This is a genomic window from Pseudomonas sp. GW821-FHT02H09 (assembly GCF_059421425.1).
Genome location: NZ_JBWKVA010000003.1, coordinates 35263 through 59265, shown reverse-complemented (window position 1 = coordinate 59265; position 24003 = coordinate 35263). Strand labels below are relative to the sequence as shown.

Genomic DNA, 24003 nt, shown 5'->3' with positions numbered 1-24003 from the left:
ATGAAACGAGTGACCTCACGACTCTTGCTCACCTTCTGCACGCTGACACTGGCTCTCTCGACCAGCCTGGCCCAGGCCCATTCAGCTGAGGACCATAGCGAGTACGCCAGCCACGGTACACCGGTGGTCTCACCCCAAGGGGCGGTGGTGAAAATCGTCGACGTGCCGCTGATCGATCAACACGGTCGGTCGGTGAGCCTGCAACGAGACCTGGTGGGCGACCGCATCGTGATCATGGGATTCATCTACACCCGCTGCACCACGGTCTGCCCGCTGGTGTCCTCAATCATGGGCAAGGTGCAAAAACAACTGGGCAGGCGGGCCGGAGGTGAGGTGCAACTGGTGTCTATCAGCATCGATCCGCAGCACGATAGTCCGCAGCGGTTGCTCGACTATTCCCGCAAGTTTCAGGACGGGCCGGGCTGGAGCTGGCTGACGGGTGCGCCTGGGGCCATCGCTGCGACCCTCGAGGGGCTGGGCAGTGGCGATGGGAACTTCGAAAATCATGCACCGCTGATTCTCGTGGGGGACGGTACGAGCACCCACTGGACTCGTTTTTACGGTTTCACGGATCCGGCAGTGCTGCTCAAAGAGATCGACCAGCTCAGCCAGAAACGCTTGCATGCCAGGCCAACCGCCATCGCCCAGGAGTCCAGCCATGAGACTTTTTGACTGGATCAGCCTGGTGGTTTGCTTCGAGCAATTGCTCACCCGGCCTGTAGCCGGGCGCTGAGAACAGGTGAACGCCATGTGGCTCACGGCCCGCCGGTGCATGATTCTGCTGATTTGCCTGAGCATGTCGGCCGCGGGGGGCGAACTGACGCCTCGGCTCGGTACTTTGCTGCCGAGCACCATGCGGTGATGCAGGTGAGCGCGTATTGTCACCGTCGATCTGGAGCTACTGCAGTTCTATTTGGTGGCCCCATGTCCCGCTCGACACGACGCCCCTGGGGCAAGGCCGGATCATGATAAAGGTGGGGATTTTGGCTATTTTTCGCGCTCAACGAGGGGGACCGAGTTCGAGGCCATGGTCTTTTCCCTGTCAGCGGGAGAGATTAGTGATCCGGCGCAAACAAAGTTTGGCTGGCAGTTGATTATCATGGAGAACAATCAACCCCGACAGGATGTCGAACGGCAGCAGAGGCTTGCCATGGCCAGGATCTATCTGGCTGGCCGGGCAGGCCCTGACCCAGGCGCAAAAGAATGCTCTGGCGCGTTTGCGATAGGTGAGTCATGTTGAACAGATTGACGATCGCTGAGGCCTGCTCTCAAACGGATGGACGATCACTCAGGCTTCCCCCAACATTGGGGAAAGGTTCTGGACAGGCCCGCATGCTTCCCCAGCTCTGGGGGAAGCAGGCTACAGCGGAAAAAAATTTCTTATGAAATCAAGAGCATAAATCCAGCGTCAAGCCTGGCATGAAGCGTGCGTAAGCCTAAGTAAGGCACGCACTCCCAGGTTCGACATCGGACCTGAACAGTTTCAAGGAGTCTGCCTTGTTAAACAAAGTACTGGTAGTCGAAGACGAACAGATCCTGGCGCAGAACCTTGGAGCGTATCTCGAGGCTCAAGGCCTGGAAGTCCGAGTCGCCTATGACGGTGGAAAGGCCGTAGCAATGGTTCAGGGTTTTTCACCCGATGTTGTAGTGCTCGATTTCCGTTTGCCCGATATGGACGGTTTTCAGGTGCTCGACGCTGTCCGCCAACACAGGGACTGCCACTTCGTGCTGATTACTGCGCATCCGACCAATGAGGTCTGTGAGCGCGCCGTGCAGCTGGGTGTCAGCCATATCCTGTTCAAACCGTTCCCGTTGGCGGAACTGGCCCGTGCAGTCTGTGACCTGGTGGGTATACGCCGCGAGCCTCGAGCAGGGGCAAATATGTCGGAAGGGTTTGTCGAACGACGTCAGAGCAGGAATGAGAATTTCCCCCTGCAGTTGTACGACGGTAGCTGGTTACTGGCGGATCGCAGACGAATGTCGTCGCCCTCGCCACCAGTCAACGACGAGCCACTGCTTACCGGGGAATAGTGGCGCGATAAGCGTTCAAGGCCCCCGCCGATGACCTGCCGCGCCGAATGGGCAATAGCCCCCGGGACGTTGGAGTGCAGGTCATGGAGTTTCTGTCTTTGGCTGCCGAGCCGGCATCGGCCGTTCGTGCGCCGTCGCGTTTCACCAGTGAGCAACTGGCTCAGGCCAGAACCCTTGCCGCCAGCTCTGGCGAGCGAGCCCTTCACACGCTGGAATCCCTTAGCGAACTGGACCCGGCAGCCTTTGTCCGGTGTTTGGGCACAACCCTGCATTACCCGATACTCGACAGCGCAAGCCTGTTCAAGGCCACGCCACTGTTCGATCGGGTCAGCCTGGCCCAGGCGCTCAAGCACGAGTTCATTCTGTTGCAGCATGGCGATCAATTGCTTGGCGTGTTTGCCGACCCGTTCGACCCGGCGCGCCTTGCCAGGATCGATGATTACCTGCAAGGTGCGCCCCTCTTTCTGGTCCATGCTGCTGACCTCAAGACTTGCCTGGCCCGGCATGAAGAAAGCTTTCACGCCGTTGATGCGCTGGATGCCCAGGCTGACGGCAGCAACGATCACAACAAAGACAACCTGCACAGCCTGTCGCTGACCAGCATCAGCGAAGACGCCAGCGCCGTCGTCAAACTGGTCAACTCCACGCTCTACGATGCGCTGAAAATACATGCCAGCGACATCCATTTGGGCATGACCGGTAACGGGCTGGTGATCAAATACCGGGTCGACGGCGTTCTCAACAACATCAGCAAGGTTCAAGGCAGCGAGTTCGCTGACCAGGTCATCTCGCGGATCAAGGTCATGGCCGAACTGGACATCGGCGAGAAGCGCGTGCCTCAGGACGGGCGCTTCAAGATCGGCATCAGCGGCCGGCAGATCGACTTTCGGGTGTCTATCATGCCGAGCATCTTCGGTGAGGATGCGGTGCTGCGGGTCCTCGATAAACAGGACCTGGCCGACCGGGTCAGCGGTGTACAGCTGCAGGCCCTGGGTTTCGCCGATGAGACTCTGCGCAGCCTGCGCCGACTGGCCGCCGAACCCTATGGAATGATCCTCGTCACCGGGCCCACCGGTAGCGGCAAGACCACCACGCTCTACGCGATGATCACCGAGATCAACCACGGCGTAGACAAGATCATCACCATCGAAGATCCGGTGGAATACCAGCTGCCGGGTGTCTTGCAGATCCCGGTCAACGAAAAGAAAGGCCTGACGTTTGCTCGCGGCCTGCGCTCGATCCTGCGTCATGACCCGGACAAGATCATGGTGGGCGAAATCCGCGACCCCGATACCGCGCAGATTGCCGTGCAGTCGGCTCTCACCGGGCACCTGGTGTTCACCACGATTCACGCCAACAACGTGTTCGACGTCATCGGCCGCTTCAGTCAGATGCAGGTCGACCCCTACAGCTTCGTTTCCGCGCTCAATGCCGTGCTGGCCCAGCGTTTGATTCGTCTGGTGTGCCCGGCGTGTGCGGTCCCGCGTACGCCGGGCAACGAGGAGCTGCTGGCCTGCGGGCTCGACCCGCAGGCCGTGGCCGATTACCGCTTTGTCCACGGCGTCGGCTGCAGTCATTGCCGGGGCACCGGCTATCGCGGGCGCACCGCCATCGCAGAACTGCTGCTCCTGGACGACGAAATCCGTCAGCTCATTGTCGAGCGCCAACCCCTGTCGAAAATCAAGGCTGTGGCCTGCAGCCGAGGCTTGCGTCTGCTGCGCAGCTCGGCGCTGGAACTGGTGCGCGAAGGGCGCACGACACTGGAGGAGATCAATCGTGTCACTTTTATCGCGTGATCTTTATATCGCCGTGCTGGGTGCCAACGGTATTGGTCTGTGCCACCGGCATGGCCATGAAAACCATTGGCTGGGCAGCGTTGGCCTGATCGGCGAGCGCTACGTAGACTGGTCACTGGCCGTGGATACTCTGGAGCGCCTGCTCGGCGAACATGCCACTCAGGGCGCTGAACTGTGTGTGGTGCTGTCGGCACATTACCAACGCTACTGCCTGATCCCCTGGAGCGCACAGATCAGTAGTCCAAAGGAATTACTCGTTTATGCCCAGGCCTGCTTCGACGACATCTACGGTGTGTCGGCGCAGCGCTGGAGCGTTACGCTATCTCCCGAAGCTGCGGGCTCAAGCCGGGTCGCCGCGGCGCTGCCGCAGGAGCTTCTGCTGAGGTTGCGGGAGCTGGCCACTCAACGCGGTCTTCGTCTGTGTTCAGTCCAACCTTATCTGATGACAGCCTTCAACCGGTTCCACCGCCAATTGGGGCGGGGCGACTTGCTTTTTGTGGTCGCTGAACCGCTGCGCAGTGTGTTGCTGCTCAAGCGTGCCGGTCAGTGGCACGCAGTGCATTCGATGGGGTGCGCCGACAGCGACGAGGCCCTGACGGCGCTTATCGCTCGTCAGTGCGAACTGCAAGACAACCCTGACGCACCGACCTTGAGTGTTTACCTGCACGCACCGGGACGTCTGAACGATTTGCCGGCTCTGGCCGTCGTGCAACTGTGTGTCGAGCCCCAGAGTCCGATGCTGATGCGTGATGTGTTGTTCACTATGTCCCGGGCGGTGGCTTGACATGCGCCCCTTACTGCTCGACTTCCAGCCTCGTCGGCACACTCCGGTTCTCGGCTTCAGCCTGCTGCTCGCCGCTGTCTTGCTGGTGCTGGCTTGCGCCGCACTGTATCGGTACCTCAGCGAACAGGAACAACTCCAGCAGCAACAGCTGCAGCAGGCCCAGCACCAATTGGGCGGAGATGTTCCCGGCAAGGCCGGCCTGACGCCTGCCGAAAGCCGTGAACAGGAACAGAATCTGGCGCAGATGCGCCAGGTCTCACAGCAAATGCGCAGGCCTTGGGAGCGGTTATTCACCATGCTCGAGTCGCTGCCGCAGGAGGATGTCGCGTTGCTCTCGCTGACTCCCGATGCGCACAAGGGCCAGATCAGTATCAGTGCCGAGGCGCGCAATCTGGAGGCCATGCTGGATTTTCACCGGCGTCTGGAGAGCAGCGCGCAACTGAGCGACGTGTCGTTGCTCAATCACGAAATCCTCGCGCAATCGCCCGATCACGCAGTGCAGTTCAACCTGTCGGCCACTTGGGAGATCAGCGATGGCAATCCCTAGATTGATCGTCCACGAGTATGTGCAGAGCCTCGGCTGGCCCGGGCTTGCGGGAGCGTCGCTGATGGTGTTTGCCATGGCCTTCGGGGTGCTGGGCTTGTTGCCTGGCTGGCAGGCCCTGGAAAACGTTCGTCAACGCAGTCTTGAAGCCGGTGACTATCTGGTGCGTATCGAACAGGGCAGCGCCAGCGCGCCCGTGGTGCCCCAGCGTCAACTGGACGAGTTTCACCGGCAGTTGCCGGCGCAGCCCGAAGCCACGGTGGCCATCGACCGGATCTATGCGCTGGCAGCCGAACAGAACATCACCCTGTCTCGCGGCGAGTACGCCCTGGGGATCGATCCGAAGACGCATCTGGCGCGTTATCAGGTTCTCCTGCCGGTACGCGGCAGCTACCCGCAACTGCGTCGCTTCCTTCACGAATTGTTGGGTCAGTTGCCGGCGATGGTGCTCGAGGATGTCGACTTTCAACGTAAGCGGATCGACGACAGTGAACTGACCGGGCGTATCCGCATGACTCTGTATCTGTCGAGGTCCAAATGAACAGAAAACGCGCCTTTGGCTGGGCAGCTTTCCTGGCGATCACCGGTGCGCTCGCCTGGGGGCCGGAGATGTTTTTCAACGACGGGGAAAATCCGCCCGAGGCGACAAAAATCGCAGCAGCACCGGCCAGCGCCGGCAAGGTTTACTCCGGCGCAGCGGCGGACAAGGCAGCAGCCGTTTCGGCAAAACCCCTGAACATGACCCGCGACCTGTTTGCAGCCAAGAGCTGGAAGCCAGCGCCAACCCTGGCAACGCTGACCGATGAACAAGCGGCTGCAGCACTGCAAGCGACAGTCAAACCGAGCGCACCGCCACTGCCTTTTCAATTCATCGGTCGGATGGACGATCGCAGCGACCTGCAGGTGTTCCTGCAGAGCGGCGAAAAACTCTACGTCGTGCGGCTAGGCGACGTTATCGACGATACCTATCGGATCGAGCACATCTCCGCCACGGAGCTGAGCCTGGTCTACCTGCCCTTGCATCTGTCCCAGACTCTGTCTGTAGGGAGTGCACAATGAAGTCTCTCCGTTGGGTCTCGCCCATGCCTTGCCTGGTTCTCGCGGTTTGCGTGAGCCTGGCCGGATGCGGTGCCACCTCCGCCAGAAAACAGGGCATGGCCCTGATTGAAGATGGTCAGTACGAGGCTGGACTGGCCCGTTTTGAGGAAGGGTTGAAAAAGTACCCCCGCGATACCGAACTGAACATTGCGTTGAGCGCGGGCCATGCCCGTTCGGTCAAGGCGCTGCTGGCCGAGGCCGATCAGGATCGTGCCAAGCGTGACTTCGCTTCTGCACGACAGAGCTACGGGCGAGTGCTGACTATCGAACCCAATAATGTTCGTGCCCTCGATTCACTGCATCAGCTCGATCAGTTGCGCAATGTGGATGACTATCTGCGTCAGGGGCAAGCCGACTTGCGCCGTGGCGACGTGATCGGTGCCCAGCGTCAGGCTCACGACATTCTTGCCCTCGATCCGAAAAACGAAAGCGCGCTGGAACTGCGCCGCAGCATCGAACAGATACAAAGCCGCAACGTTGTCTCTTATCCGCAACTGCGCATGCGCATGGATCGCCCGGTCACTCTGGAGTTTCGTGACGCCAACCTGAAGACCATTTTCGAGGTGCTGTCCCAGGTCGCAGGCCTGAATTTTATCTTCGACAAGGACATGCGTCCGGACATGAAAGCCACCATCTTCGTGCGCGATGTGCGCATCGAAGACGCAGTGGCGCTGCTGCTGCAACAGAATCAACTGCATCAAAAGGTGGTCAACGAGAACACGCTGCTGATCTACCCCGACTCACCGCAGAAGATCAAAGACTATCAAGAGCTGGTCATGCGCACCTTTTACCTGACCAGCATCGACGCCAACACGGCGCTGAACATGGTCAAGACCATGCTCAAGACTCGCGATGTATTCGTCGATGAGCGCCTCAATACCCTGAGCATGCGCGACACCCCCGATGCGGTGCGCATGGCCGAAAAACTCCTCCAGTCCCAGGATCAGTCCAACCCCGAAGTGGTGCTGGAAGTCGAGGTCCTGGAAGTGTCCCGGCAACGCATTCTCGACCTTGGCATGCAATGGCCCAACACCTTCGGCGTGGTCAACGGCGACGGCACCGGGGTGAGCATTCTCAACCAACTGCACGGCATAAATTCCGGCCGGATCTCCATGTCGCCGTCACCGCAATTGAAGATCAATGCCCAGGACAACGACATCAATACCCTGGCAAGTCCCGTGATTCGCGTCAGCAATCGCGAGCAGGCCCGTATCCACATTGGTCAGCGGGTGCCGGTCATCAGCGCCACGTCGATGCCGTCGACCCAGGGGCCGGTGATCACCGAGAGCGTCACCTACCTGGATGTCGGTCTCAAGCTGGAAGTAACCCCCATCGTCCACCTGAACAACGAAGTGGCGATCAAGATCGCCCTCGAGGTCAGCAACGCCACGCCGCTGGAACCGACCCGTCAGGGCACGATCCCGGTCCAGATCGATACCCGCAACGCCCAGACCACCCTGCGTCTGCATGATGGCGAAACCCAGGTGCTGGCCGGTCTGGTGCGCAATGACCATGGCGCCACCGGCAACAAGATTCCAGGGCTAGGTGACATTCCTGGACTAGGCCGGCTGTTCGGCAGCAACAAGGATTCGGTGGGCAAATCCGAACTGGTGCTGTCCATCACTCCACGGATTGTGCGCAACCTGCCTTACCAAAGCCCTTCGGACATGGAGTTCCCGACCGGCACCGAGACCAGCATGCATACCCAGAACCTGGACCGTTCGAAGGAACCGTCCGAGTCGAATGGGCCGGCCACTGACGCCGCACCGCTGGCAGCAATGCGTACCACTGCGAGACCTTGAATCATGAAACGCAGCCAAGGGTTCACGCTGATCGAAGTGGTGGTCACGCTGGCGCTGATCGGGCTACTCGCGGGTATCGCTGCGCCCCTGACCGAAACCGTGGTGCGGCGGGGCAAGGAGCAGGAACTGAAGACCGCGCTGTATCAGATTCGCGATGCCATCGATGCCTACAAGCGTGCGTCCGATGCCGGGTACATCGAAAAGTCCGTCAGCAGCAACGGCTATCCGCCCAGCCTGCAGGTGCTGGTGGAGGGCGTGCGTGACGTGCGCAGCGCCAAAGGCGCCAAGTTCTATTTCCTGCGACGTCTGCCGCGCGATCCCTTCGTCACGGCGAAGCACAACGACAAGGACGGCTGGGGACTGCGCTCCTATGGCAGTTCCGCCCAGAGCCCGCACGAAGGCGAAGACGTATTCGACGTGTATTCGCTGGCCCATGGCAAGGGCCTCAACGACATCGCCTACAAAGAGTGGTGAACGTATGCGCCAGAGCAAAGGTTTTACCCTGATCGAGTTGATGGTGGTCATGGCCATCATCGCCACGCTGATGACGATTGCCGTGCCGCGCTACTTCACCAGCCTGGAAAACTCCCGGGAAACCACGTTGCGCCAGAGCCTGGCGGTGATGCGCGAGGCGCTGGATCACTACTACGGCGACACCGGGCGTTATCCCGATTCCATCGACCAGTTGGTGGAGCAGCGCTACTTGCGCAGCCAGCCGCTGGACCCGATCACTCAACGCAAGGATCTCTGGGTACTGGTGTCACCACCGGCCGGTGTTGCCGGCGGGGTCGCCGACGTCAAGAGCGGAGCCACCGGGAGGGCGCGTGATGGCAGCCTCTATTCGCAGTGGTAGTGGGCAACGTCAACAGGGGTTCACTTACCTGGGCATGCTGTTTTTGATCGTCTTGATGGGCGCGGCATTGGCCAGCACCGGCCAGGTCTGGTCGAACGTCGCCCGCCGCGACCACGAGCGTGAACTGCTCTGGGTCGGCACTCAGTACGCCCAGGCGCTGCTCAGTTATTACCGCAGTTCGCCGGGCCTGGCGCAGTACCCTGAAAAACTGGAAGAACTGCTCGAAGATCACCGCTTTCCGTCCCCCAAACGGCACTTGCGCCGGCTCTATCCGGACCCGATCGGCAGCACCGGTGAATGGGGTTTGTTGCGTGGTTTCGACAACCGCATCACCGGTGTCTACAGCCAGTCCCAGGAGCAGCCGCTGAAGCAGGCAGGCTTTCCCGCCGAATGGGTCGATTTCAACGGCATGAACCATTACTCAGACTGGCAGTTCATCGCGCAAAAAGACTTCCTCGACAACGCGGGTGGCGCGGCGACAGGCTCGTCCAGTCCGCTGAGTCCGCTGAGTCCGTTAAGTCCGTCCAGTCCATTGAGTCCATTGAGTCCGTCCAGTCCATTGAGTCCGCAGAGCCCCTGAGTCCTGACAAGGGGAGTCGGCAGCTTCATACAAATGCGCGGGTTTAACCGCAAACCCTTGTACTCAAGCCTTCGCGGCACTGTAGGAGCGCGGCGCAGTCTCGCCGGGACTGGGTGGCTGCCCCCTCGGGTTGGGGGACAAGCGGGGGCGGACCAAGCCGACGCAGTGCTGCGCATTGAGCTATAACCAATGCAAATGCCCCCGGACATCCATCATGCAGACACACGAGCACGCTGCCTCGCTCGATCCGGAAGCGACCAAAGAGCAACCCGCTGAAGCGCAACAGCGCTTCATCCTGCTGCGCTGGTTTTCCTGGGTAAGCCTGGTCGTCGTTGGCTCGGTGGTAGTGGTGCTGGGGGGGCTCTCCACCCGCTTTGTGGTGGTTGAATGTGTCCAGCGTGATGCGTTGCTGACCTCCCAGTTCATCCAGGCCATCGCTTCGACGGAGGTGCGGTACACCTCGATACCGGACGTGCGGACCATGGGTGAGTTGCTCGATCCGCGTCAGGACAAGGACTACCCCGACATCGTCGTGCAAAAGCGGATGAACTCGCGTTGGCAGTTTTTCGACCATGTCGAGCATTTGCCGGACGTGTTGCTGGCCAACGTTTACGCGCCCGACCGGACGATCATCTGGTCGACCAATGCGCAGTTGATTGGCCAGCGGATCATCGATGACGATGATCTCGAGGAGGCCTTTCGTCTCAAGGCCAATGTTTTCATCAGCTACCATGACGGCGACAACGCTCGGGCGCAGCGGAAATTTCCGGTTGTCCCGGATTCGTTTTTCATCGAGAACTACGTTCCGCTCTTCGATGTCGACGAGAACAAGGTCATGGTCATGGTCGAGGTCTACAAGGAGCCCAAGGATCTGATTATCCAAATGATGCGCGGGCTGATCCTGGTCTGGCTGGCGACGCTGCTGAGTGGCGCACTGATCTATTTCGGTCTGCATTGGCTCATGCGCCGCGCCGCGGATTTGCTGGCCGCACAGCAGAAGCAACTGATCACCAATGAAACCTTCGTCGCCCTCGGCGAGATGTCCTCGGCGGTCGCCCATAGCCTGCGAAATCCATTGGCGTCCATTCGCTCGAGTGCCGAGTTGGTACAAGGCATTGAAACCGGTCCGGCGCACAAGAACATCACCGACATCGTCAACCAGGTAGACCGCATGTCGAAATGGGTTCGCGAGCTCCTACAGTCGCTACGCCCGCTCAATGAAGAGGCCGACGCGGTGGATCTGGTGGCCACCGTGCGTGACAGCCTTCAGGCATTCGAACAACAGATCGCCCGAGCCGGGGTTCAGGTGAACTTCGAACCCGCGCAGGTGCCTTTGGTGCTCAGCCAGGAGGTATTGCTCAGTCAGATACTCAACAGCGTCATCGCCAACGCGCTGGAGGCCATGAGCGCGGGCGGGGTGCTGAGCATCGGGATCCAGCAAAACGCCGGGGGTCTGTTGCTGACCCTCGCCGATACGGGCAATGGCATGAGTGCGCAACAGAAACGCATGGTGTTCAAGCCGTTCTATACCACCAAGCAGGGCGGATTGGGGGTCGGTTTGATGCTGGTCAAACGCATCATGGAGCGCTTCGGCGGTTCGGTCACCTTGAACAGTCGTGAACAGCAGGGCACTTGCGTGAGCCTGCGATTCAAGGTGGCAGCAGAAACCGGTTGCTCAACTTAGGTGTAAGTGTTTCCCCGCCTATGGGGCCCATTCCCCAGTTTTTTCCCCTGTTGTTTAGTCTGGATTATTTCTAATCATTTGTTTTGTATTGATTTTTTTATCTGTGCATATTTTGTCACGACTCTGGCGAGGTATTTGCTCAGTTGCATTTATCCCCTGCACGATTTCAGGGTGACGAGGATGGACAGGCAACCGTGTTCGAGCTTTTTTCGAGCCACTGTATCGCGCCTTTCGGGTGTGATGTTGATGCTGATGGGGTGCCTGGATCTCTATGCCAGTCCCATTGATGGAGGCACCCGGTGCACGTGGACTTCGAGGAAGGGATCATTCTCAGCCGCGGTGGCAAGGCCCCGTCGGAGTGGGAAAAGTGGGCGCGCAAGGACGTCTATCGCATCGGCAGCAAAGACGATGGCAAGGATAACGTCGAGTTCGTGATCAACTTCCGCGAGTTTGCCGCCACCTACATGGAGCACTGTCATAACACCCGGCATGAGGACAACTCGATGCTACTGCGCCGGAATATCGAACACCCTGGACAGTTCCAGTTGATGCCCACGCCGTTGCCGTCCCGGGATGGCGTCAGGTACGTGAATTCCGCTGCGCTGCCGACCTGCCGCAACGGTGATGGCTGGGGCCCGCAAGTCAAGGTCAGCAACTAGCCACCGAGGAGGCGATGTCATGCAACTCAATCGTCAGCATGGCTGGACAGTCTGGACGCAGCGAGCCCTGATGCTCCTGACCTGTACCCTGAGCAGCCTGGCGCTGGCCGATAACGTGCCATCGGCCACGCCCTGGGGGGCGGACTATTTCCCCAATACGTTGCTGACTGATCAGGATGGCCGACAGCTGCGCTTTTTCGACGATCTGATCAAGGACAAGGTGGTGGTGATCAACTTCATCTTCACCTCGTGCACCGACTCGTGTCCGCTGGAAACCGCCCGCTTGCGCCAGGTTCAACAGTTGTTGGGCGAGCGGGTAGGGCGCGATGTGTTTTTCTACTCCATCAGCATCGACCCGCAGACCGATACACCGCCAGTCCTCAAAAACTATGCGCAGAAGTTCAAGGTTGCGCCGGGCTGGTTGTTCCTGACCGGCGACAATGAAGAGATTACTCAGCTACGGAAAAAACTCGGCCTGTTTATCGATGGCGTCGACAACGGCCGCAGCAAGGATCACAACCTCAGCCTGATCGTCGGCAACCAGGCCACCGGCCGCTGGATGAAAGCCTCACCGTTTGAAAATCCGTGGATTCTGGCTGACCAGCTCGGCAACAGCCTGCAGAACTGGAAGGTCGCAAGCCAAGAGGGCAGCTATGCCGATGCGCCGCAAATTCGCCCGCCGAGCATGGGTGAGGAGCTATTTCGCACCCGCTGCGCTTCCTGCCATACGCTGGGAGTGCTGGACGGGCAGGGCGTTGGTCTGCGTTCGATAGGTCCCGATCTGTTGGACGTGACCCGTCAACGCGACCCGCTTTGGCTCAGTCGCTGGATCAGGGAACCCGACCGGCTGCTGGCCGAGAAGGATCCGCTGGCGCTGGAGTTGTTCGAGCGTTACAGCCGGGTGGCCATGCCCAATCTGCGCCTTGACGAGACCGCCGCCGCAGCGGTGCTGACGTACTTGCAGGAAGAGACCGACCGCCAGCACCCGCCAACGGTTCAGGCAGTCGAGGCGCATGTGCACCAAATACACCAAATGGATCACATGGATCACATGGATCACATGGATCATTCCGGCCACGAGCCGAGAATCCAGCCTATGATCCAGTAGCGGCTGACTACTATTAAGGCGAGCCCTGTTATAGGTAATGATTTTCGACTGCTGACGGGGTGTCGACGATAAGGTTCCAGGCAAGCATCCAGGACGTACCTTATGCAGGTGCTCAAGCACAATAAAATATTCGCCCAGGGACCGTTCAACCTTCTGTACTGGTTCTCCCTGGCCAGCCTGTTCATCATCGCCGCCGTCGCCGTGGGGCTCGGATATACCTCCACACGTCTGGTGGTCAGTGAGAGTGTCCAACGCGACGGACTGCTGACGGCACAGTTCATCCATACCATAGGCGCAGCGGAAGTCCGACACGTCGGTATTCCGCCAAGCCAGACCATCGGCAATCTACTGGATATCCGCGATTTGAGCGCCCGGACCGAACTTGATCGCGATCGCATTATCGCGGCCCGGGGGGAGTTCCTCGACCATATCCAACACTTGCCGGACATTCTGATGGCCACTGTCTATGCCCGGGATCGAACGATCATCTGGTCGACCAACCCGGCGTTGATCGGCGTACGGATCGAGGGCGACAAGGATCTGGACGAGTCGTTCGGATCGAAAGTGCAGGTTTCATCCGAATACCATAAGACCGATGAGAGTCGTCAGGAGCAGAAGTTCCTTCGCCACCCCAGGTACCTGTTTATCGAACACTATATTCCAATGTTCGACGCCGCCGGTGACAAGGTCCTGGCCACGGTCGAGATCTACAAGGAACCTCAGGATCTGGTTTTGCGTATCCAGCGCGGTTTCAAGCTGATCTGGGTGGCGACGATCCTCGGAGGCTGCCTGATCTATTTCGGGCTGTTCTGGATCGTGCGGCGGGCCGCGCGGATGCTGCAGTCGCAACAGAAACAACTGATCACCAGCGAAACCTTTGTCGCGCTGGGTGAAATGTCCTCGGCCGTCGCCCATAGCCTGCGTAATCCGCTGGCGACCATTCGATCCAGTGCCGAACTGGCCCAGGAAATCTCCAGCCAGCCTGCGCAAAAGAACATTTCCGACATCATCAACCAGGTCGATCGCATGTCTCGCTGGGTACGCGAGTTGTTGGTCTCGCTGCAACCGTTGAACTCCGATAGCGAGGCAGTCGACCTGGGACTGGCCATCGAGGAAGTCGTGCAGGCCTTCGACCAGCAAATCAAGAGCGCCAATGTCCGGGTCCATCTGTCGATACCGCCGCTGCCCTCAGTCGTCAGTCAGCACATGCACCTGGTCCAGATACTCAATAGTCTGTTCGCCAATGCCCTGGAAGCCATGGCGGACGGGGGATTACTGATGATCGAGGTCGAGCCGGCGGCGGATGGGCACGTGCGAATGACCTTGACCGATACCGGCAAAGGCATGACCCGGCAGCAAGTACGCATGGCGTTCAAACCGTTTTTCACCACCAAGCAGGGGGGCCTCGGCGTTGGCCTTATGCTGGTCAAACGTGTCATGGAGCGATTCAATGGCTCGGTCAGCCTGACCAGCCGGGAACAGGAAGGAACCCGAATAAGCCTGATTTTCAAGGTGACGGGAGGAGACCGTGGAACACAGTATTCTGTTGGTTGAGGATGATCAGCTCCTCGCCGAAAATATTCAGACGTTTCTGGAGCGCAAGGACTTCGAGGTCACTATCTGCCATTCGGCTGAAGAGGCGCTTGAATGCCTGCAGACCTGTCAGCCGGATGCGGTGCTGACCGATAACTCGCTGCCCGGCATGAGTGGGCACGAATTGATTCAGCGTCTGCGGGTCAGCGCGCCGGACCTGAAAGTGATCATGATGACCGGCTATGGCAATGTCGAAGATGCCGTGACGGCGATGAAAGAAGGCGCCTTTCACTACCTGACCAAGCCGGTGGCGCTGGCGGAACTCAAGCTGTTGCTGGACAAGGCGCTGGCCGCTGACCGTCTGGAGCGCACGCTGACGTTCTATCAGGAACGCGAGGCGCAGAAGTCGGGGGTGCAGGCGCTGATCGGCGATTCCCCGGTGATGCTGGCGATGAAAAACACCATCGGCCAGTTGCTCGATGCCGAACGGCGCATGGCCAGCGGCGACTTGCCGCCGGTGCTGGTAGAAGGTGACACCGGCACGGGCAAAGAGCTGGTGGCCCGCGCGCTGCATTTTGACGGACCACGCAGCAAGGGCCCGTTCATCGAGTTCAACTGTGCCTCTATTCCCTCCAACCTTCTGGAAGCCGAATTGTTCGGCCACGAAAAAGGTGCATTCACCGACGCCAGGGATCGTCGGATCGGCCTCGTCGAAGCCGCCGATGGCGGTACGTTGTTTCTCGATGAAATCGGTGAAATGGATCTGCTGCTGCAGGCCAAGCTGCTCAAGTTGCTGGAAGACCGCACCATTCGCCGGATCGGCGCGGTCAAGGAGCGCAAGGTCGACTTGCGGATCATCAGCGCGACCAACTGCAACCTCGAACAGATGGTGCAGCAGGGCAAGTTTCGCCGGGATTTGTTTTTCCGTTTACGCATCATTTCCATCAAGGTTCCGCGCCTGAGTACTCGCGGCGAAGACGTGTTGAAACTGGCCACGCATTTTCTCGCTCATCATGGCAAGCGCTATGGCAAACCCAACCTGTATTTCAGCCCGCAGGCGGAGGCTCTGTTGCGCGGTTACAGCTGGCCCGGCAATGTACGTGAACTGCGCAACATGCTTGAGCAGACGGTACTGTTGGCTGTCCATGAGATGGTTGGGCCGAGCCAGTTGAACGTCTGCCTGAGCCTGGTCGACGAGCCACTGAGCCTGTCGGTACAGCCTCAACCTCAATCTGAGGCGTACAACCACGGTGAAGACATGACGTCCATGAACCTGCCGGAAGTCGAGCGGGACATGGTCAGGAAAGTGCTCGACAGGACCGACTGGAATGTCACCAAGTCGGCACGCTTGCTGGGCTTGAGCCGTGACATGCTACGCTACCGGATTGAAAAACTGGGTCTCGCCCGGCCGGACAAGCGGCAATGGTGACGCCTTCGGGCGAACGGACGCCGTGTGTATTTGACGGTGAACTGAGGCGCGAGTATAAACCGCGTCTCGTTGTTTTGTCGGACCTTTGCCCATGAGCTTCAGCCCCCTGATTCGCCAACTGATCGATGCTCTGCGCATTTTGCCGGGAGTGGGTCAGAAAACTGCCCAGCGTATGGCGCTGCAACTGCTTGAGCGTGATCGCAGCGGTGGTTCGCGGCTGGCTCAGGCCTTGAGCCAGGCCATGGAAGGAGTCGGGCATTGTCGTTTGTGCCGCACGCTCACTGAAGACGATCTTTGCCCGCAATGCGCCGATCCGCGCCGCGATGACACGATATTGTGTGTGGTTGAAGGGCCGATGGACGTGTATGCGGTAGAGCAGACCGGTTTTCGCGGACGCTACTTTGTGCTCAAGGGCCATTTGTCGCCGCTCGACGGGCTCGGCCCAGAGGCCATCGGCATTCCGCAATTGATGGCGCGGATCGAAGAGCAGGGCAGCTTCACCGAAATCATTCTCGCCACCAACCCGACGGTTGAAGGCGAAGCCACGGCCCATTACATCGCGCAGTTGCTGACCAACAAAGGCCTGATCACCTCGCGCATCGCCCATGGCGTGCCGTTGGGTGGCGAACTGGAGCTGGTGGATGGCGGCACTCTGGCGCATTCGTTTGCCGGGCGTAAGCCGATCGCATTGTAGTCATTGGTCAAGGTGATGGTGTCAGCCCCATCGCCATCGCGGGCAAGTCGGTCTCACGGGTGATGGGGCATTGACAGGTTTTGAGAGTGCGGTGTGGCGGTCATCCCATCGCGAGCAAGCTCGCTCCTACATTCAATCACTGGTGTACACAAAATATGTGTCCGCAGGTGATCCAGTAGGAGCGAGCTTGCTCGCGATGGCGTCAGTACAGACGACGCCTTACTTATCCGCTAACGCAAACTGCGTCAGGCAGAAGGTCGGTATGCCCATGTCTTCCAGGCGCTGAGAGCCGCCCAGTTCAGGCAGATCGATAATCGCTGCGGCTTCGAAGATCCGTGCGCCCATGCGGCGAACCAGGTTGGCTGCGGCAATCAGGGTGCCGCCGGTGGCGATCAAATCATCGCACATCAGCACCGAGTCGCCTTCACACAGGCTGTCGGCGTGGACTTCAAGGAAGGCTTCGCCGTATTCAGTCTGATAGCCCTCGCTAAGTACTTCGGCGGGCAATTTGCCTTGCTTGCGGAACAGAATCAGCGGTTTGTTCAACTGATAAGCGAGGATCGAGCCGATCAGGAAACCACGGGCATCCATCGCGCCGATGTGCGTGAAGTCGGCTTCGACATAACGATGGGCAAAGCTGTCCGCCACCAGACGCAAGGCTTTTGGCGACTGGAACAGTGGCGTGATGTCGCGAAAGATCACCCCAGGCTTGGGGAAGTCGATCACCGGGCGGATCAGGGATTTGATGTCGAAGGAGTCGAAGACCATCGTCGAAGTGTCCTGGCGGGCTGGAGAAGGGCAGCTCGACAGTATAAACCCGGCCGAGCCTGTTCGCTCGGCCGCAAGGTGGCTGGATCAGCCCTCCAGCGAGCCACCGGCCAGGGCGCAGAGCTGGATCGGATCGAGAATGTGCACTTCCTTGCCTTCGGCAGCGATCAGCTCGTTCTGCTGGAAACGGGTGAACACCCGGGACACGGTTTCCACCGCCAGACCCAGGTAGTTACCGATTTCGTTGCGCGACATGCTCAGACGGAACTGATTGGCCGAGAACCCGCGAGCGCGGAAACGCGCCGACAGGTTGACCAGGAAAGTGGCGATGCGCTCGTCGGCGGTTTTTTTCGAGAGCAGCAGCATCATTTGCTGGTCGTCACGAATCTCGCGGCTCATCACGCGCATCAACTGGCGGCGCAGTTGCGGCAGTAGCAGTGCCAGTTCGTCGAGGCGTTCGAAGGGGATTTCACAGACCGAAGTGGTTTCCAGCACTTGTGCCGACACCGGGTGTTTTTCGGTGTCCATGCCCGACAGGCCGACCAGTTCGCTGGGCAGGTGGAAGCCGGTAATCTGTTCCTCGCCGCTGTCGCTCAGGCTGAAGGTTTTCAAGGCCCCGGAGCGTACTGCATAGACGGAATCGAACTCATCGCCCTGGCGAAAAAGGAATTCGCCTTTTTTCAGCGGGCGACCACGTTTGACGATTTCGTCCAGCGCATCCATGTCTTCCAGATTCAGAGAAAGTGGCAGGCAGAGGGGGGCCAGGCTGCAATCCTTGCAATGGGCCTGGTTGTGAGCGCGCAGCTTAACTGGCTCGGACATTTCTTAAATCCTTGTGAGAAAACACACATAAGACGTAAGGGTAACCCACGGGGGGACGTTGAGGCCAGCCTGCGCCATGATGGCATATTGTCATAGGGTATCGGGTGATCGGTTGATGGCCACCTGGGAGATGAAGTCCTAAATCACTCGTGAGAAGCGTTGGCGATTCTGCTGTTCCAGGTACGCATCAAAGACCATGCACACCGAACGTACCAGCAGCCGCCCGGCTGGCAACACGCTGATCCGCTCATTGTCGAGTTCGATCAGGCCATCCCCGGCCATGGCTTGTAACGGCGGCCAGAGATCGGCGAAGTAACCGCGAAAATCGATATTGAAGGCCTGTTCGATCACCGCGAATTCCAGGCTGAAATGACAAATCAATTGCTGAATCACTTCCCGACGCAGGCGATCGTCCCGATTGCATATCAGACCGCGGCTGGTGGCCAGTTGCGTGCCGCCCAAGGCGTTCTGGTAGTGGTTCAGATCGCTGCTGTTCTGGCAGTACAGGTCACCGATCTGGCTGATGGCCGATACGCCGAGGCCGATCAAATCGCAATGACCATGGGTGGTATAGCCCTGGAAGTTGCGTTGCAAGGTCGACTCTTCCTGAGCAATGGCCAGCTCGTCGTCAGGCAGGGCGAAGTGATCCATGCCGATGTATCGGTAACCCGCCGCGGTCAGCTGCTCGATCGTGCGTTGCAGCATTTCCAGCTTTTCGGCGGGGGCCGGAAGGTCGTTGCCGTTGATCCGCCGTTGCGGCATGAAGCGCTCAGGCAAATGCGCGTAGTTGAACACTGAGAGCCGGTCCGGTTGCAGGTTGATGACTTCGTCCACGGTGCGGGCGAAGTTGTCCGGTGTTTGCTTGGGCAGGCCGTAGATCAGGTCGATGTTGATCGAACGAAACTGCAAGGTACGGGCGGCGTCGATCACCGCACGGGTTTCTTCCAGGCTTTGCAGGCGATTGACTGCCCGCTGGACCGCCGGGTCGAGGTCCTGCACGCCGATGCTGACGCGGTTCAAACCCAGTTCGCGGAGCAAGCCCATGGTCGACCAGTCGGCTTCCCGAGGATCGATTTCGATGCCGTAGTCGCCGGAGTCATCGTCCAGCAGATTGAAGTGCTTGCGCAACCGGGCCATCAGTTGGCGCAGCTCGTCATGGCTGAGAAAGGTCGGAGTGCCGCCGCCAAAGTGCAGTTGCTCGACCTTCTGGTTCGGGTCGAGGTGGCAGGCAATCAGCTGGATCTCTTGCTCCAGGCGCTGCAAATAGGGCAAGGCACGACCACGGTCCTTGGTGATGACCTTGTTACAGGCGCAGTAGTAGCAAATGTTCGCGCAGAACGGCACATGCACATACAGCGACAACGGTCGCAGTGCCTTGCGGCTTTCGCGCAGGGCGTGGAGCAGGTCGAAGGTGCCGACCTGACTGTTGAATTGCACCGCAGTCGGGTACGAGGTGTAGCGCGGTCCCGCCAGGTCATAGCGGCGGATCAGATCTGTGTCCCAACGAATGGCGTCGAGCATGCGGGCATTCCCCCGGATAGGCTGGCAGTGTTCGCGAGTCTAGGGGGTTCACAGGAGCGGCATGTTGATTTGCATCAACGGTGGTTGGGCCTCTGCGCTGAGATTGTGTTCGCCAGGGATGACGCCATCGCGAGCAAGCTCGCTCCTACATTTGCTCGATGTCGTGCACAAAATTTGTGTACACCGGAGATCAACTGTAGGAGCGAGCTTGCTCGCGATGGGCGCGCCGCCGATTTAATGCCCCATGAGCCAATGCTGATGCGGCCCCGGCAGCGTCCAGATGCCAAACAGCATCACCAACAATCCGCCGCTCATGCGCACACTTTTTTTGCGCAAGAGTGCCGTAACCCGCTCGGCGGCCAGGCCAGTGGCAAGCAGCACCGGCCAGGTACCGAGCCCGAAGGCGAGCATCAGCAGCGCGCTGTCCAGGGCATTGCCCTGGCTGGCGGACCAGAGCAGCGTGCTGTAGACCAAACCGCATGGCAGCCAGCCCCAAAGCGCGCCCAGCAACAAGGCACGGGGCAGGCTCGACACCGGCAGCAAGCGGTTGGCAATCGGCTGGATATGCTTCCAGAGGCCGCGTCCGAGGCTTTCGATACGGGTCAGGCCGCTCCACCAGCCAGCCAGGTACAGGCCCATGGCGATCAGCAGCAGTCCGGCAAGAACTCGCATGAGCATCGCCGCCGGGCTGCTGGCGACTGCCCAACCCGCAAGTCCGATCAGCAGGCCGGCCGTTGCATAGCTGAGAATTCGTCCCAGGTTGTACGCCAGCAGTAGGCGAAAGCGTCGGCTGCGTTGCTCCTTGGGAATTGCCAGGGTCAGCGCGCCCATCAGGCCGCCACACATCCCCAGACAATGACCGCCACCCAGCAAGCCGAGGATCACTGCGGAAACCAGAAGCGGAGCCAGCTCAAGCATGGGGCGGGGCCTTGTCTTTTGATTGGGACGCAGTGGCGGCAGGCGGGTGGCCACTGGCTTCGTCGACGGCGGCCTGATGGTTCGGGTCCTGGTCGTCGAACAGAATGCTGTGGGCCGGGCCGTCGAGGTCGTCGTACTGACCGCTGTCGACCGCCCAGAAGAAGATGTAGATAGCGATGGCCACGATCAGCAGCGCGGCCGGGATCATCACGTAGAGAGCTGGCATGTGAACTCCATGCCCGCGCGGCTCAGGCCGGCAGCGGGCGGGTTGCTGGGGTGGTGTTGGCGGCTGGCGTTCTCGGCATACGAGTCAGACGCAGCGCATTCAACACCACGGTCAACGAACTGAGCGACATGCCGATCGCCGCCCAGACCGGCGTGATCCAGCCGAGGGCGGCGAACGGCAACATGAGGCCATTGTACAGCCCGGCCCACAGCAGGTTCTCGATGATTACCCGGCGCGTGCGTCGAGCCAGGCTGAACGCTTGCACCAGCGCGTCAAGGCGATTGGACAGCAGCACCGCATCGGCGCTGGTTTTCGCCAGATCGGTGGCCGAACCCATGGCCACGCTGATATCCGCGGCGGCCAGCACCGGTACGTCATTCACCCCGTCGCCAAGCATCAACACCTTGCGACCTTCTTTATGCAACTGTTGCAGCACTTGCAGCTTGTCATCGGGACGCAGACCGCCACGGGCTTCGTCGATGCCCAGCTCAAAGGCGACGCTGGCGACCATCGGTGAGCTGTCGCCGGACAGCAGCAGCGTGCGCCAGCCACGGGCCTTGCAGGCGGCGAGCAGGGTGGGAGCGTCGGCACGCAAGCGGTCGTCAAGGACGAACCAGGCCAATGCGCCCTGGCTATCGCCGAGCAGCAGCCATTGGCCTGGCTCATCGGGCATCGCCGGTATCGAGCAGCCGCTGAGCTCACAAACAAACACCGGTTGGCCGATCCGCAGTCGCTGCTCACCTACCAGGCCTTCAAGGCCCAGCCCCGGCGTGCTGAGGACTTCTTCGGCGGCCAGGGGCGCGCGGCCAAAGGCGCGGGCGATCGGATGTTCTGAGCGGTTTTCCAGAGCAGCGGCAAGGCCCAGGCACTGGTCACTGTTCAATGCGCCCAGTGTTCGGATCGAACGCAGCGCCAGACGACCTTCGGTGAGGGTGCCGGTCTTGTCGAAAATGACCGTGTCGATCTGGTTCAGGCCTTCCAGCACATGACCGCGAGTCAGCAGCAGGCCGAGTTTGTGCAACGTGCCAGTGGCGGCGGTCAGGGCGGTCGGCGTGGCCAGGGACAAGGCGCAAGGGCAAGTGGCGACCAGCATCGCCAGGACGATCCAGAATGCCCGGGATGAATCCAGCTCCCACCACAGCAGGCCAATGGCGGCGGCTGCGAGCAGTGAAAGCAGCAGGAACCATTGCGCGGCGCGGTCGGCGATTTCCGCCAGTCGGGGTTTTTCGGCCTGGGCACGCTCCAGCAGGCGGACAATGGCTGACAAGCGTGTGTCTTGACCCAAGGCCAGCACTTCGACGGTCAACGCGCCTTCGACGTTCAGGGTGCCGGCAGTAACCGCGTCGCTCACGGTGCGCGGCTGTGGCAAGTACTCGCCGGTCAGCAGCGACTCATCGATGCTCGACTGGCCGTCGAGGATCCTGCCGTCGGCCGGCAGAATGGCCCCGGGATGCACCAGCACCCGGTCACCCAGGCGCAATTCGCTGAGCAGGATGCGCTCGCTCTGACCGTCATCGCTCATGCGCAGGCAAGAGGCGGGGAGTAAATTGACCAGCTGCGCGGTGGCGGCGGCCGTGCGCTCTCGGGCGCGGCGCTCCAGATAACGACCGGCCAGCAGGAACAGTGCAAACATCCCGACCGCATCGAAATACAACTCGCCCGCTCCGCTGATCGAGGTCCAGATACCGGCGATGTACGCGCTGCCAATCGCCAGCGATACCGAGACGTCCATTGTCAGGTGGCGGGTACGCAAGTCGCGTATGGCGCCTTTGAAGAAGGGCACGCAGCTGTAGAAAACGATCGGGGTGGTGAGGAACAGCGCGACCCAACGCAAGATGGTGTGCAGCTCGGGGCTCAGGTCGATATTGAATTCCGGCCAGGTGGCCATGGTCGCCATCATTGCCTGAAACCACAGCAGGCCGGCGACGCCCAATTGTCGCAAGGCCAGGCGGTTTTCGCTGGCCAGTTGTTCGGCAGCACGGTCGGCCTGATACGGATGCGCGGCATAACCGATGTGCCGCAGTTCTCCGAGCACCTTGCTCAGCGGCAACTGGCTATCGGCCCAGCGCACGTGCAGCCGATGGTTGGACAGGTTCAGCCGCGCTTCGGCCACCGCCGGCAGGCTGCGCAAGTGTTTCTCGATCAGCCAGCCGCAAGCGGCGCAACTGATGCCTTCCATCAACAGGGTGGTTTCGGCGAGGTCACCTTCGTGGCGGACAAAAGGTTCCTGCACATCGGCGCGATCGTACAGCGCCAGCTCGTCCACCAATTGCACCGGCAAGGCTTCGGGGTTGGCTGAGGCCTCACTGCGGTGGCTGTAATAGCCTTCCAGACCACCGGCGACAATCGCCTCGGCCACAGCCTGACAGCCAGGGCAGCAAAGCTCGCGGGTTTCGCCGAGAACGACTGCGGTAAACCGGCTGCCGGCAGGAACCGGCAGGGCGCAGTGATAGCAGGGGGTTGGCGTGGTCATGGGGCGTTGTCCGATGATCGTTCCCACGCTCTGCGTGGGAATGCCTCCCCGGACGCTCCGCGTCCGCTTCGGCTGGGACGCGGAGCGTCCCTGGCTGCGTTCCCACGCAGAGCATGGGAACGATCAGGGTAAGGCTTACTTCTTCAGGTCTTCGGCACCCTGCAGCGGTTCATCACCGAGCAGCAGGTCTTTGTCGTGGTTGACTTGTTCTTCCTCGAACATGCGCCAGGTTTTGTCGTCCTGCACACCGAGCAGTTCGACGAAGCGCCGGCCTTCGACCTTGTCGCTCAACTGGCCGATATAGCGGCCCTGTTCGGTTTCGCTGCGAGTCAGGGTGATCCTGCGATCCTTCTCTGGCTGGGTTGGCGAGATCAGGTTCAGCTCCAGGGTTTTTGGCTGGCTGTTGCCGCTCAGGCGCAGGTCGACTTCGCCGGTCACCTCATCCAGATGCACGCTGGCGCGCAGCAGCAGGGCCTGAGCCAGCAGCTCACGGTCCAGCGAGCGGTTGATGCCTTTACCGGCCTCGTAATAGTTGTCGTTGACCAGGTTGTCCGGGTTGTTCACCGCGATGGTCACCATGGACAGGGTCAGGGTGACCGAACAGGCCAGAATACCGATGATGATCCACGGCCAAAGGTGCTTGTACCAAGGGCTTGTGGCAGTTGCTGCGGGCATGGTGA

The 24003-nt window shown here is 60.2% G+C and carries 24 protein-coding genes and 1 pseudogene; 18 read left to right on the top strand and 7 right to left on the bottom strand.

Features of this window, described 5'->3' with window-relative positions; genetic code table 11:
• The 18 genes and pseudogenes from AC07VR_RS04815 (at position 1) to recR (ending at position 16595) form a co-directional block, all read left to right on the top strand.
• Positions 1-672: an SCO family protein gene (locus AC07VR_RS04815; RefSeq protein ID WP_495010592.1), complete on the top strand. Its 672-nt coding sequence runs from the start codon at positions 1-3 to the stop codon at positions 670-672.
• Positions 673-916: 244 nt separating this feature from the next.
• Complete coding sequence (locus AC07VR_RS04810; RefSeq protein WP_495010591.1) at positions 917-1240, top strand: peptidylprolyl isomerase; 324 nt, start codon at positions 917-919, stop codon at positions 1238-1240.
• Positions 1241-1497: 257 nt separating this feature from the next.
• Positions 1498-2031: a response regulator gene (locus AC07VR_RS04805; RefSeq protein ID WP_494992351.1), complete on the top strand. Its 534-nt coding sequence runs from the start codon at positions 1498-1500 to the stop codon at positions 2029-2031.
• Between the two features lie 83 nt (positions 2032-2114).
• Positions 2115-3827 carry a GspE/PulE family protein gene (locus AC07VR_RS04800; protein ID WP_495010590.1) on the top strand — a complete coding sequence of 571 codons (1713 nt, stop codon included), beginning with the start codon at positions 2115-2117 and terminating at the stop codon, positions 3825-3827.
• Positions 3808-4611 carry a hypothetical protein gene (locus AC07VR_RS04795; RefSeq protein WP_495010589.1) on the top strand — a complete coding sequence of 268 codons (804 nt, stop codon included), beginning with the start codon at positions 3808-3810 and terminating at the stop codon, positions 4609-4611. The genes AC07VR_RS04800 and AC07VR_RS04795 overlap by 20 nt, the downstream gene beginning before the upstream one ends.
• A gap of 1 nt (position 4612) precedes the next feature.
• Positions 4613-5158: a PilN domain-containing protein gene (locus AC07VR_RS04790; RefSeq protein WP_494992348.1), complete on the top strand. Its 546-nt coding sequence runs from the start codon at positions 4613-4615 to the stop codon at positions 5156-5158.
• Positions 5145-5696: a GspMb/PilO family protein gene (locus AC07VR_RS04785; protein ID WP_494992347.1), complete on the top strand. Its 552-nt coding sequence runs from the start codon at positions 5145-5147 to the stop codon at positions 5694-5696. Before AC07VR_RS04790 ends, AC07VR_RS04785 begins: the two co-directional genes overlap by 14 nt.
• Entirely contained in the window at positions 5693-6214 is a 522-nt protein-coding gene (locus tag AC07VR_RS04780; RefSeq protein ID WP_495010588.1) for a hypothetical protein, read from the top strand. The genes AC07VR_RS04785 and AC07VR_RS04780 overlap by 4 nt, the downstream gene beginning before the upstream one ends.
• The gene (locus tag AC07VR_RS04775; RefSeq protein ID WP_494992345.1) at positions 6211-8055 is read left to right on the top strand and encodes a type II secretion system protein GspD; all 1845 of its coding nucleotides are present in this window, start codon (positions 6211-6213) and stop codon (positions 8053-8055) included. Before AC07VR_RS04780 ends, AC07VR_RS04775 begins: the two co-directional genes overlap by 4 nt.
• Before the next feature lie 3 nt (positions 8056-8058).
• Positions 8059-8529, top strand: coding sequence for a type II secretion system protein (locus AC07VR_RS04770; RefSeq protein ID WP_494992344.1), 471 nt, complete (start codon positions 8059-8061; stop codon positions 8527-8529).
• Between the two features lie 4 nt (positions 8530-8533).
• Positions 8534-8908 carry a type II secretion system protein gene (locus AC07VR_RS04765; protein ID WP_494992343.1) on the top strand — a complete coding sequence of 125 codons (375 nt, stop codon included), beginning with the start codon at positions 8534-8536 and terminating at the stop codon, positions 8906-8908.
• On the top strand, positions 8883-9488 hold the full coding sequence (locus AC07VR_RS04760; RefSeq protein WP_495010587.1) for a type II secretion system protein: 606 nt from the start codon (positions 8883-8885) through the stop codon (positions 9486-9488). Before AC07VR_RS04765 ends, AC07VR_RS04760 begins: the two co-directional genes overlap by 26 nt.
• Before the next feature lie 214 nt (positions 9489-9702).
• The gene (locus tag AC07VR_RS04755; protein WP_495010586.1) at positions 9703-11172 is read left to right on the top strand and encodes a sensor histidine kinase; all 1470 of its coding nucleotides are present in this window, start codon (positions 9703-9705) and stop codon (positions 11170-11172) included.
• 287 nt (positions 11173-11459) lie between these two features.
• Positions 11460-11831 (top strand): annotated as a pseudogene (locus AC07VR_RS04750) (multicopper oxidase domain-containing protein); the annotation flags it as partial.
• 70 nt (positions 11832-11901) lie between these two features.
• Positions 11902-12939 carry an SCO family protein gene (locus tag AC07VR_RS04745; RefSeq protein WP_494992476.1) on the top strand — a complete coding sequence of 346 codons (1038 nt, stop codon included), beginning with the start codon at positions 11902-11904 and terminating at the stop codon, positions 12937-12939.
• Positions 12940-13041: 102 nt separating this feature from the next.
• Positions 13042-14493, top strand: coding sequence for an ATP-binding protein (locus AC07VR_RS04740; RefSeq protein ID WP_494992340.1), 1452 nt, complete (start codon positions 13042-13044; stop codon positions 14491-14493).
• Positions 14468-15901 carry a sigma-54-dependent transcriptional regulator gene (locus AC07VR_RS04735; protein ID WP_495010585.1) on the top strand — a complete coding sequence of 478 codons (1434 nt, stop codon included), beginning with the start codon at positions 14468-14470 and terminating at the stop codon, positions 15899-15901. The genes AC07VR_RS04740 and AC07VR_RS04735 overlap by 26 nt, the downstream gene beginning before the upstream one ends.
• Positions 15902-15992: 91 nt before the next feature.
• Positions 15993-16595, top strand: coding sequence for a recombination mediator RecR (recR, locus tag AC07VR_RS04730; protein WP_494992338.1), 603 nt, complete (start codon positions 15993-15995; stop codon positions 16593-16595).
• Between the two features lie 219 nt (positions 16596-16814).
• Here recR and AC07VR_RS04725 read toward each other — a convergent pair whose 3' ends face one another.
• The 7 genes from AC07VR_RS04725 to AC07VR_RS04695 form a co-directional block, all read right to left on the bottom strand.
• Positions 16815-17363 (bottom strand): adenine phosphoribosyltransferase, encoded by a 549-nt coding sequence (locus AC07VR_RS04725; RefSeq protein ID WP_494992337.1) that lies wholly within the window; start codon positions 17361-17363, stop codon positions 16815-16817.
• 87 nt (positions 17364-17450) lie between these two features.
• Positions 17451-18185 (bottom strand): fumarate/nitrate reduction transcriptional regulator Fnr, encoded by a 735-nt coding sequence (gene fnr / locus AC07VR_RS04720; protein ID WP_494992336.1) that lies wholly within the window; start codon positions 18183-18185, stop codon positions 17451-17453.
• Positions 18186-18323: 138 nt separating this feature from the next.
• Positions 18324-19706, bottom strand: a complete 1383-nt coding sequence (hemN, locus tag AC07VR_RS04715; protein WP_495010584.1) for an oxygen-independent coproporphyrinogen III oxidase — start codon at positions 19704-19706, stop codon at positions 18324-18326.
• 234 nt (positions 19707-19940) lie between these two features.
• Positions 19941-20624 carry a sulfite exporter TauE/SafE family protein gene (locus AC07VR_RS04710; protein ID WP_495010583.1) on the bottom strand — a complete coding sequence of 228 codons (684 nt, stop codon included), beginning with the start codon at positions 20622-20624 and terminating at the stop codon, positions 19941-19943.
• Positions 20617-20850 (bottom strand): cbb3-type cytochrome oxidase assembly protein CcoS, encoded by a 234-nt coding sequence (ccoS, locus tag AC07VR_RS04705; RefSeq protein WP_494992333.1) that lies wholly within the window; start codon positions 20848-20850, stop codon positions 20617-20619. Before ccoS ends, AC07VR_RS04710 begins: the two co-directional genes overlap by 8 nt.
• Before the next feature lie 22 nt (positions 20851-20872).
• Positions 20873-23323 carry a heavy metal translocating P-type ATPase gene (locus tag AC07VR_RS04700; RefSeq protein WP_495010582.1) on the bottom strand — a complete coding sequence of 817 codons (2451 nt, stop codon included), beginning with the start codon at positions 23321-23323 and terminating at the stop codon, positions 20873-20875.
• A gap of 135 nt (positions 23324-23458) precedes the next feature.
• Positions 23459-23998 (bottom strand): FixH family protein, encoded by a 540-nt coding sequence (locus AC07VR_RS04695; protein WP_494992331.1) that lies wholly within the window; start codon positions 23996-23998, stop codon positions 23459-23461.
• Positions 23999-24003 lie beyond the last annotated feature (5 nt).

Excerpts from the sequence above, each read along its gene's own strand:
- AC07VR_RS04740 (WP_494992340.1), top strand. The coding sequence starts at position 13,042 with ATGCAGGTGCTCAAGCACAATAAAATATTCGCCCAGGGACCGTTCAAC.
- AC07VR_RS04770 (WP_494992344.1), top strand. The coding sequence starts at position 8,059 with ATGAAACGCAGCCAAGGGTTCACGCTGATCGAAGTGGTGGTCACGCTG.
- AC07VR_RS04790 (WP_494992348.1), top strand. The coding sequence starts at position 4,613 with ATGCGCCCCTTACTGCTCGACTTCCAGCCTCGTCGGCACACTCCGGTT.
- AC07VR_RS04700 (WP_495010582.1), bottom strand. The coding sequence starts at position 23,323 with ATGACCACGCCAACCCCCTGCTATCACTGCGCCCTGCCGGTTCCTGCC.
- hemN (WP_495010584.1), bottom strand. The coding sequence starts at position 19,706 with ATGCTCGACGCCATTCGTTGGGACACAGATCTGATCCGCCGCTATGAC.
- AC07VR_RS04745 (WP_494992476.1), top strand. The coding sequence starts at position 11,902 with ATGCTCCTGACCTGTACCCTGAGCAGCCTGGCGCTGGCCGATAACGTG.
- AC07VR_RS04755 (WP_495010586.1), top strand. The coding sequence starts at position 9,703 with ATGCAGACACACGAGCACGCTGCCTCGCTCGATCCGGAAGCGACCAAA.
- AC07VR_RS04760 (WP_495010587.1), top strand. The coding sequence starts at position 8,883 with ATGGCAGCCTCTATTCGCAGTGGTAGTGGGCAACGTCAACAGGGGTTC.
- AC07VR_RS04815 (WP_495010592.1), top strand. The coding sequence starts at position 1 with ATGAAACGAGTGACCTCACGACTCTTGCTCACCTTCTGCACGCTGACA.
- AC07VR_RS04800 (WP_495010590.1), top strand. The coding sequence starts at position 2,115 with ATGGAGTTTCTGTCTTTGGCTGCCGAGCCGGCATCGGCCGTTCGTGCG.
- AC07VR_RS04695 (WP_494992331.1), bottom strand. The coding sequence starts at position 23,998 with ATGCCCGCAGCAACTGCCACAAGCCCTTGGTACAAGCACCTTTGGCCG.
- ccoS (WP_494992333.1), bottom strand. The coding sequence starts at position 20,850 with ATGCCAGCTCTCTACGTGATGATCCCGGCCGCGCTGCTGATCGTGGCC.
- AC07VR_RS04765 (WP_494992343.1), top strand. The coding sequence starts at position 8,534 with ATGCGCCAGAGCAAAGGTTTTACCCTGATCGAGTTGATGGTGGTCATG.
- AC07VR_RS04775 (WP_494992345.1), top strand. The coding sequence starts at position 6,211 with ATGAAGTCTCTCCGTTGGGTCTCGCCCATGCCTTGCCTGGTTCTCGCG.
- AC07VR_RS04785 (WP_494992347.1), top strand. The coding sequence starts at position 5,145 with ATGGCAATCCCTAGATTGATCGTCCACGAGTATGTGCAGAGCCTCGGC.
- AC07VR_RS04725 (WP_494992337.1), bottom strand. The coding sequence starts at position 17,363 with ATGGTCTTCGACTCCTTCGACATCAAATCCCTGATCCGCCCGGTGATC.
- recR (WP_494992338.1), top strand. The coding sequence starts at position 15,993 with ATGAGCTTCAGCCCCCTGATTCGCCAACTGATCGATGCTCTGCGCATT.
- AC07VR_RS04780 (WP_495010588.1), top strand. The coding sequence starts at position 5,693 with ATGAACAGAAAACGCGCCTTTGGCTGGGCAGCTTTCCTGGCGATCACC.
- AC07VR_RS04710 (WP_495010583.1), bottom strand. The coding sequence starts at position 20,624 with ATGCTTGAGCTGGCTCCGCTTCTGGTTTCCGCAGTGATCCTCGGCTTG.
- fnr (WP_494992336.1), bottom strand. The coding sequence starts at position 18,185 with ATGTCCGAGCCAGTTAAGCTGCGCGCTCACAACCAGGCCCATTGCAAG.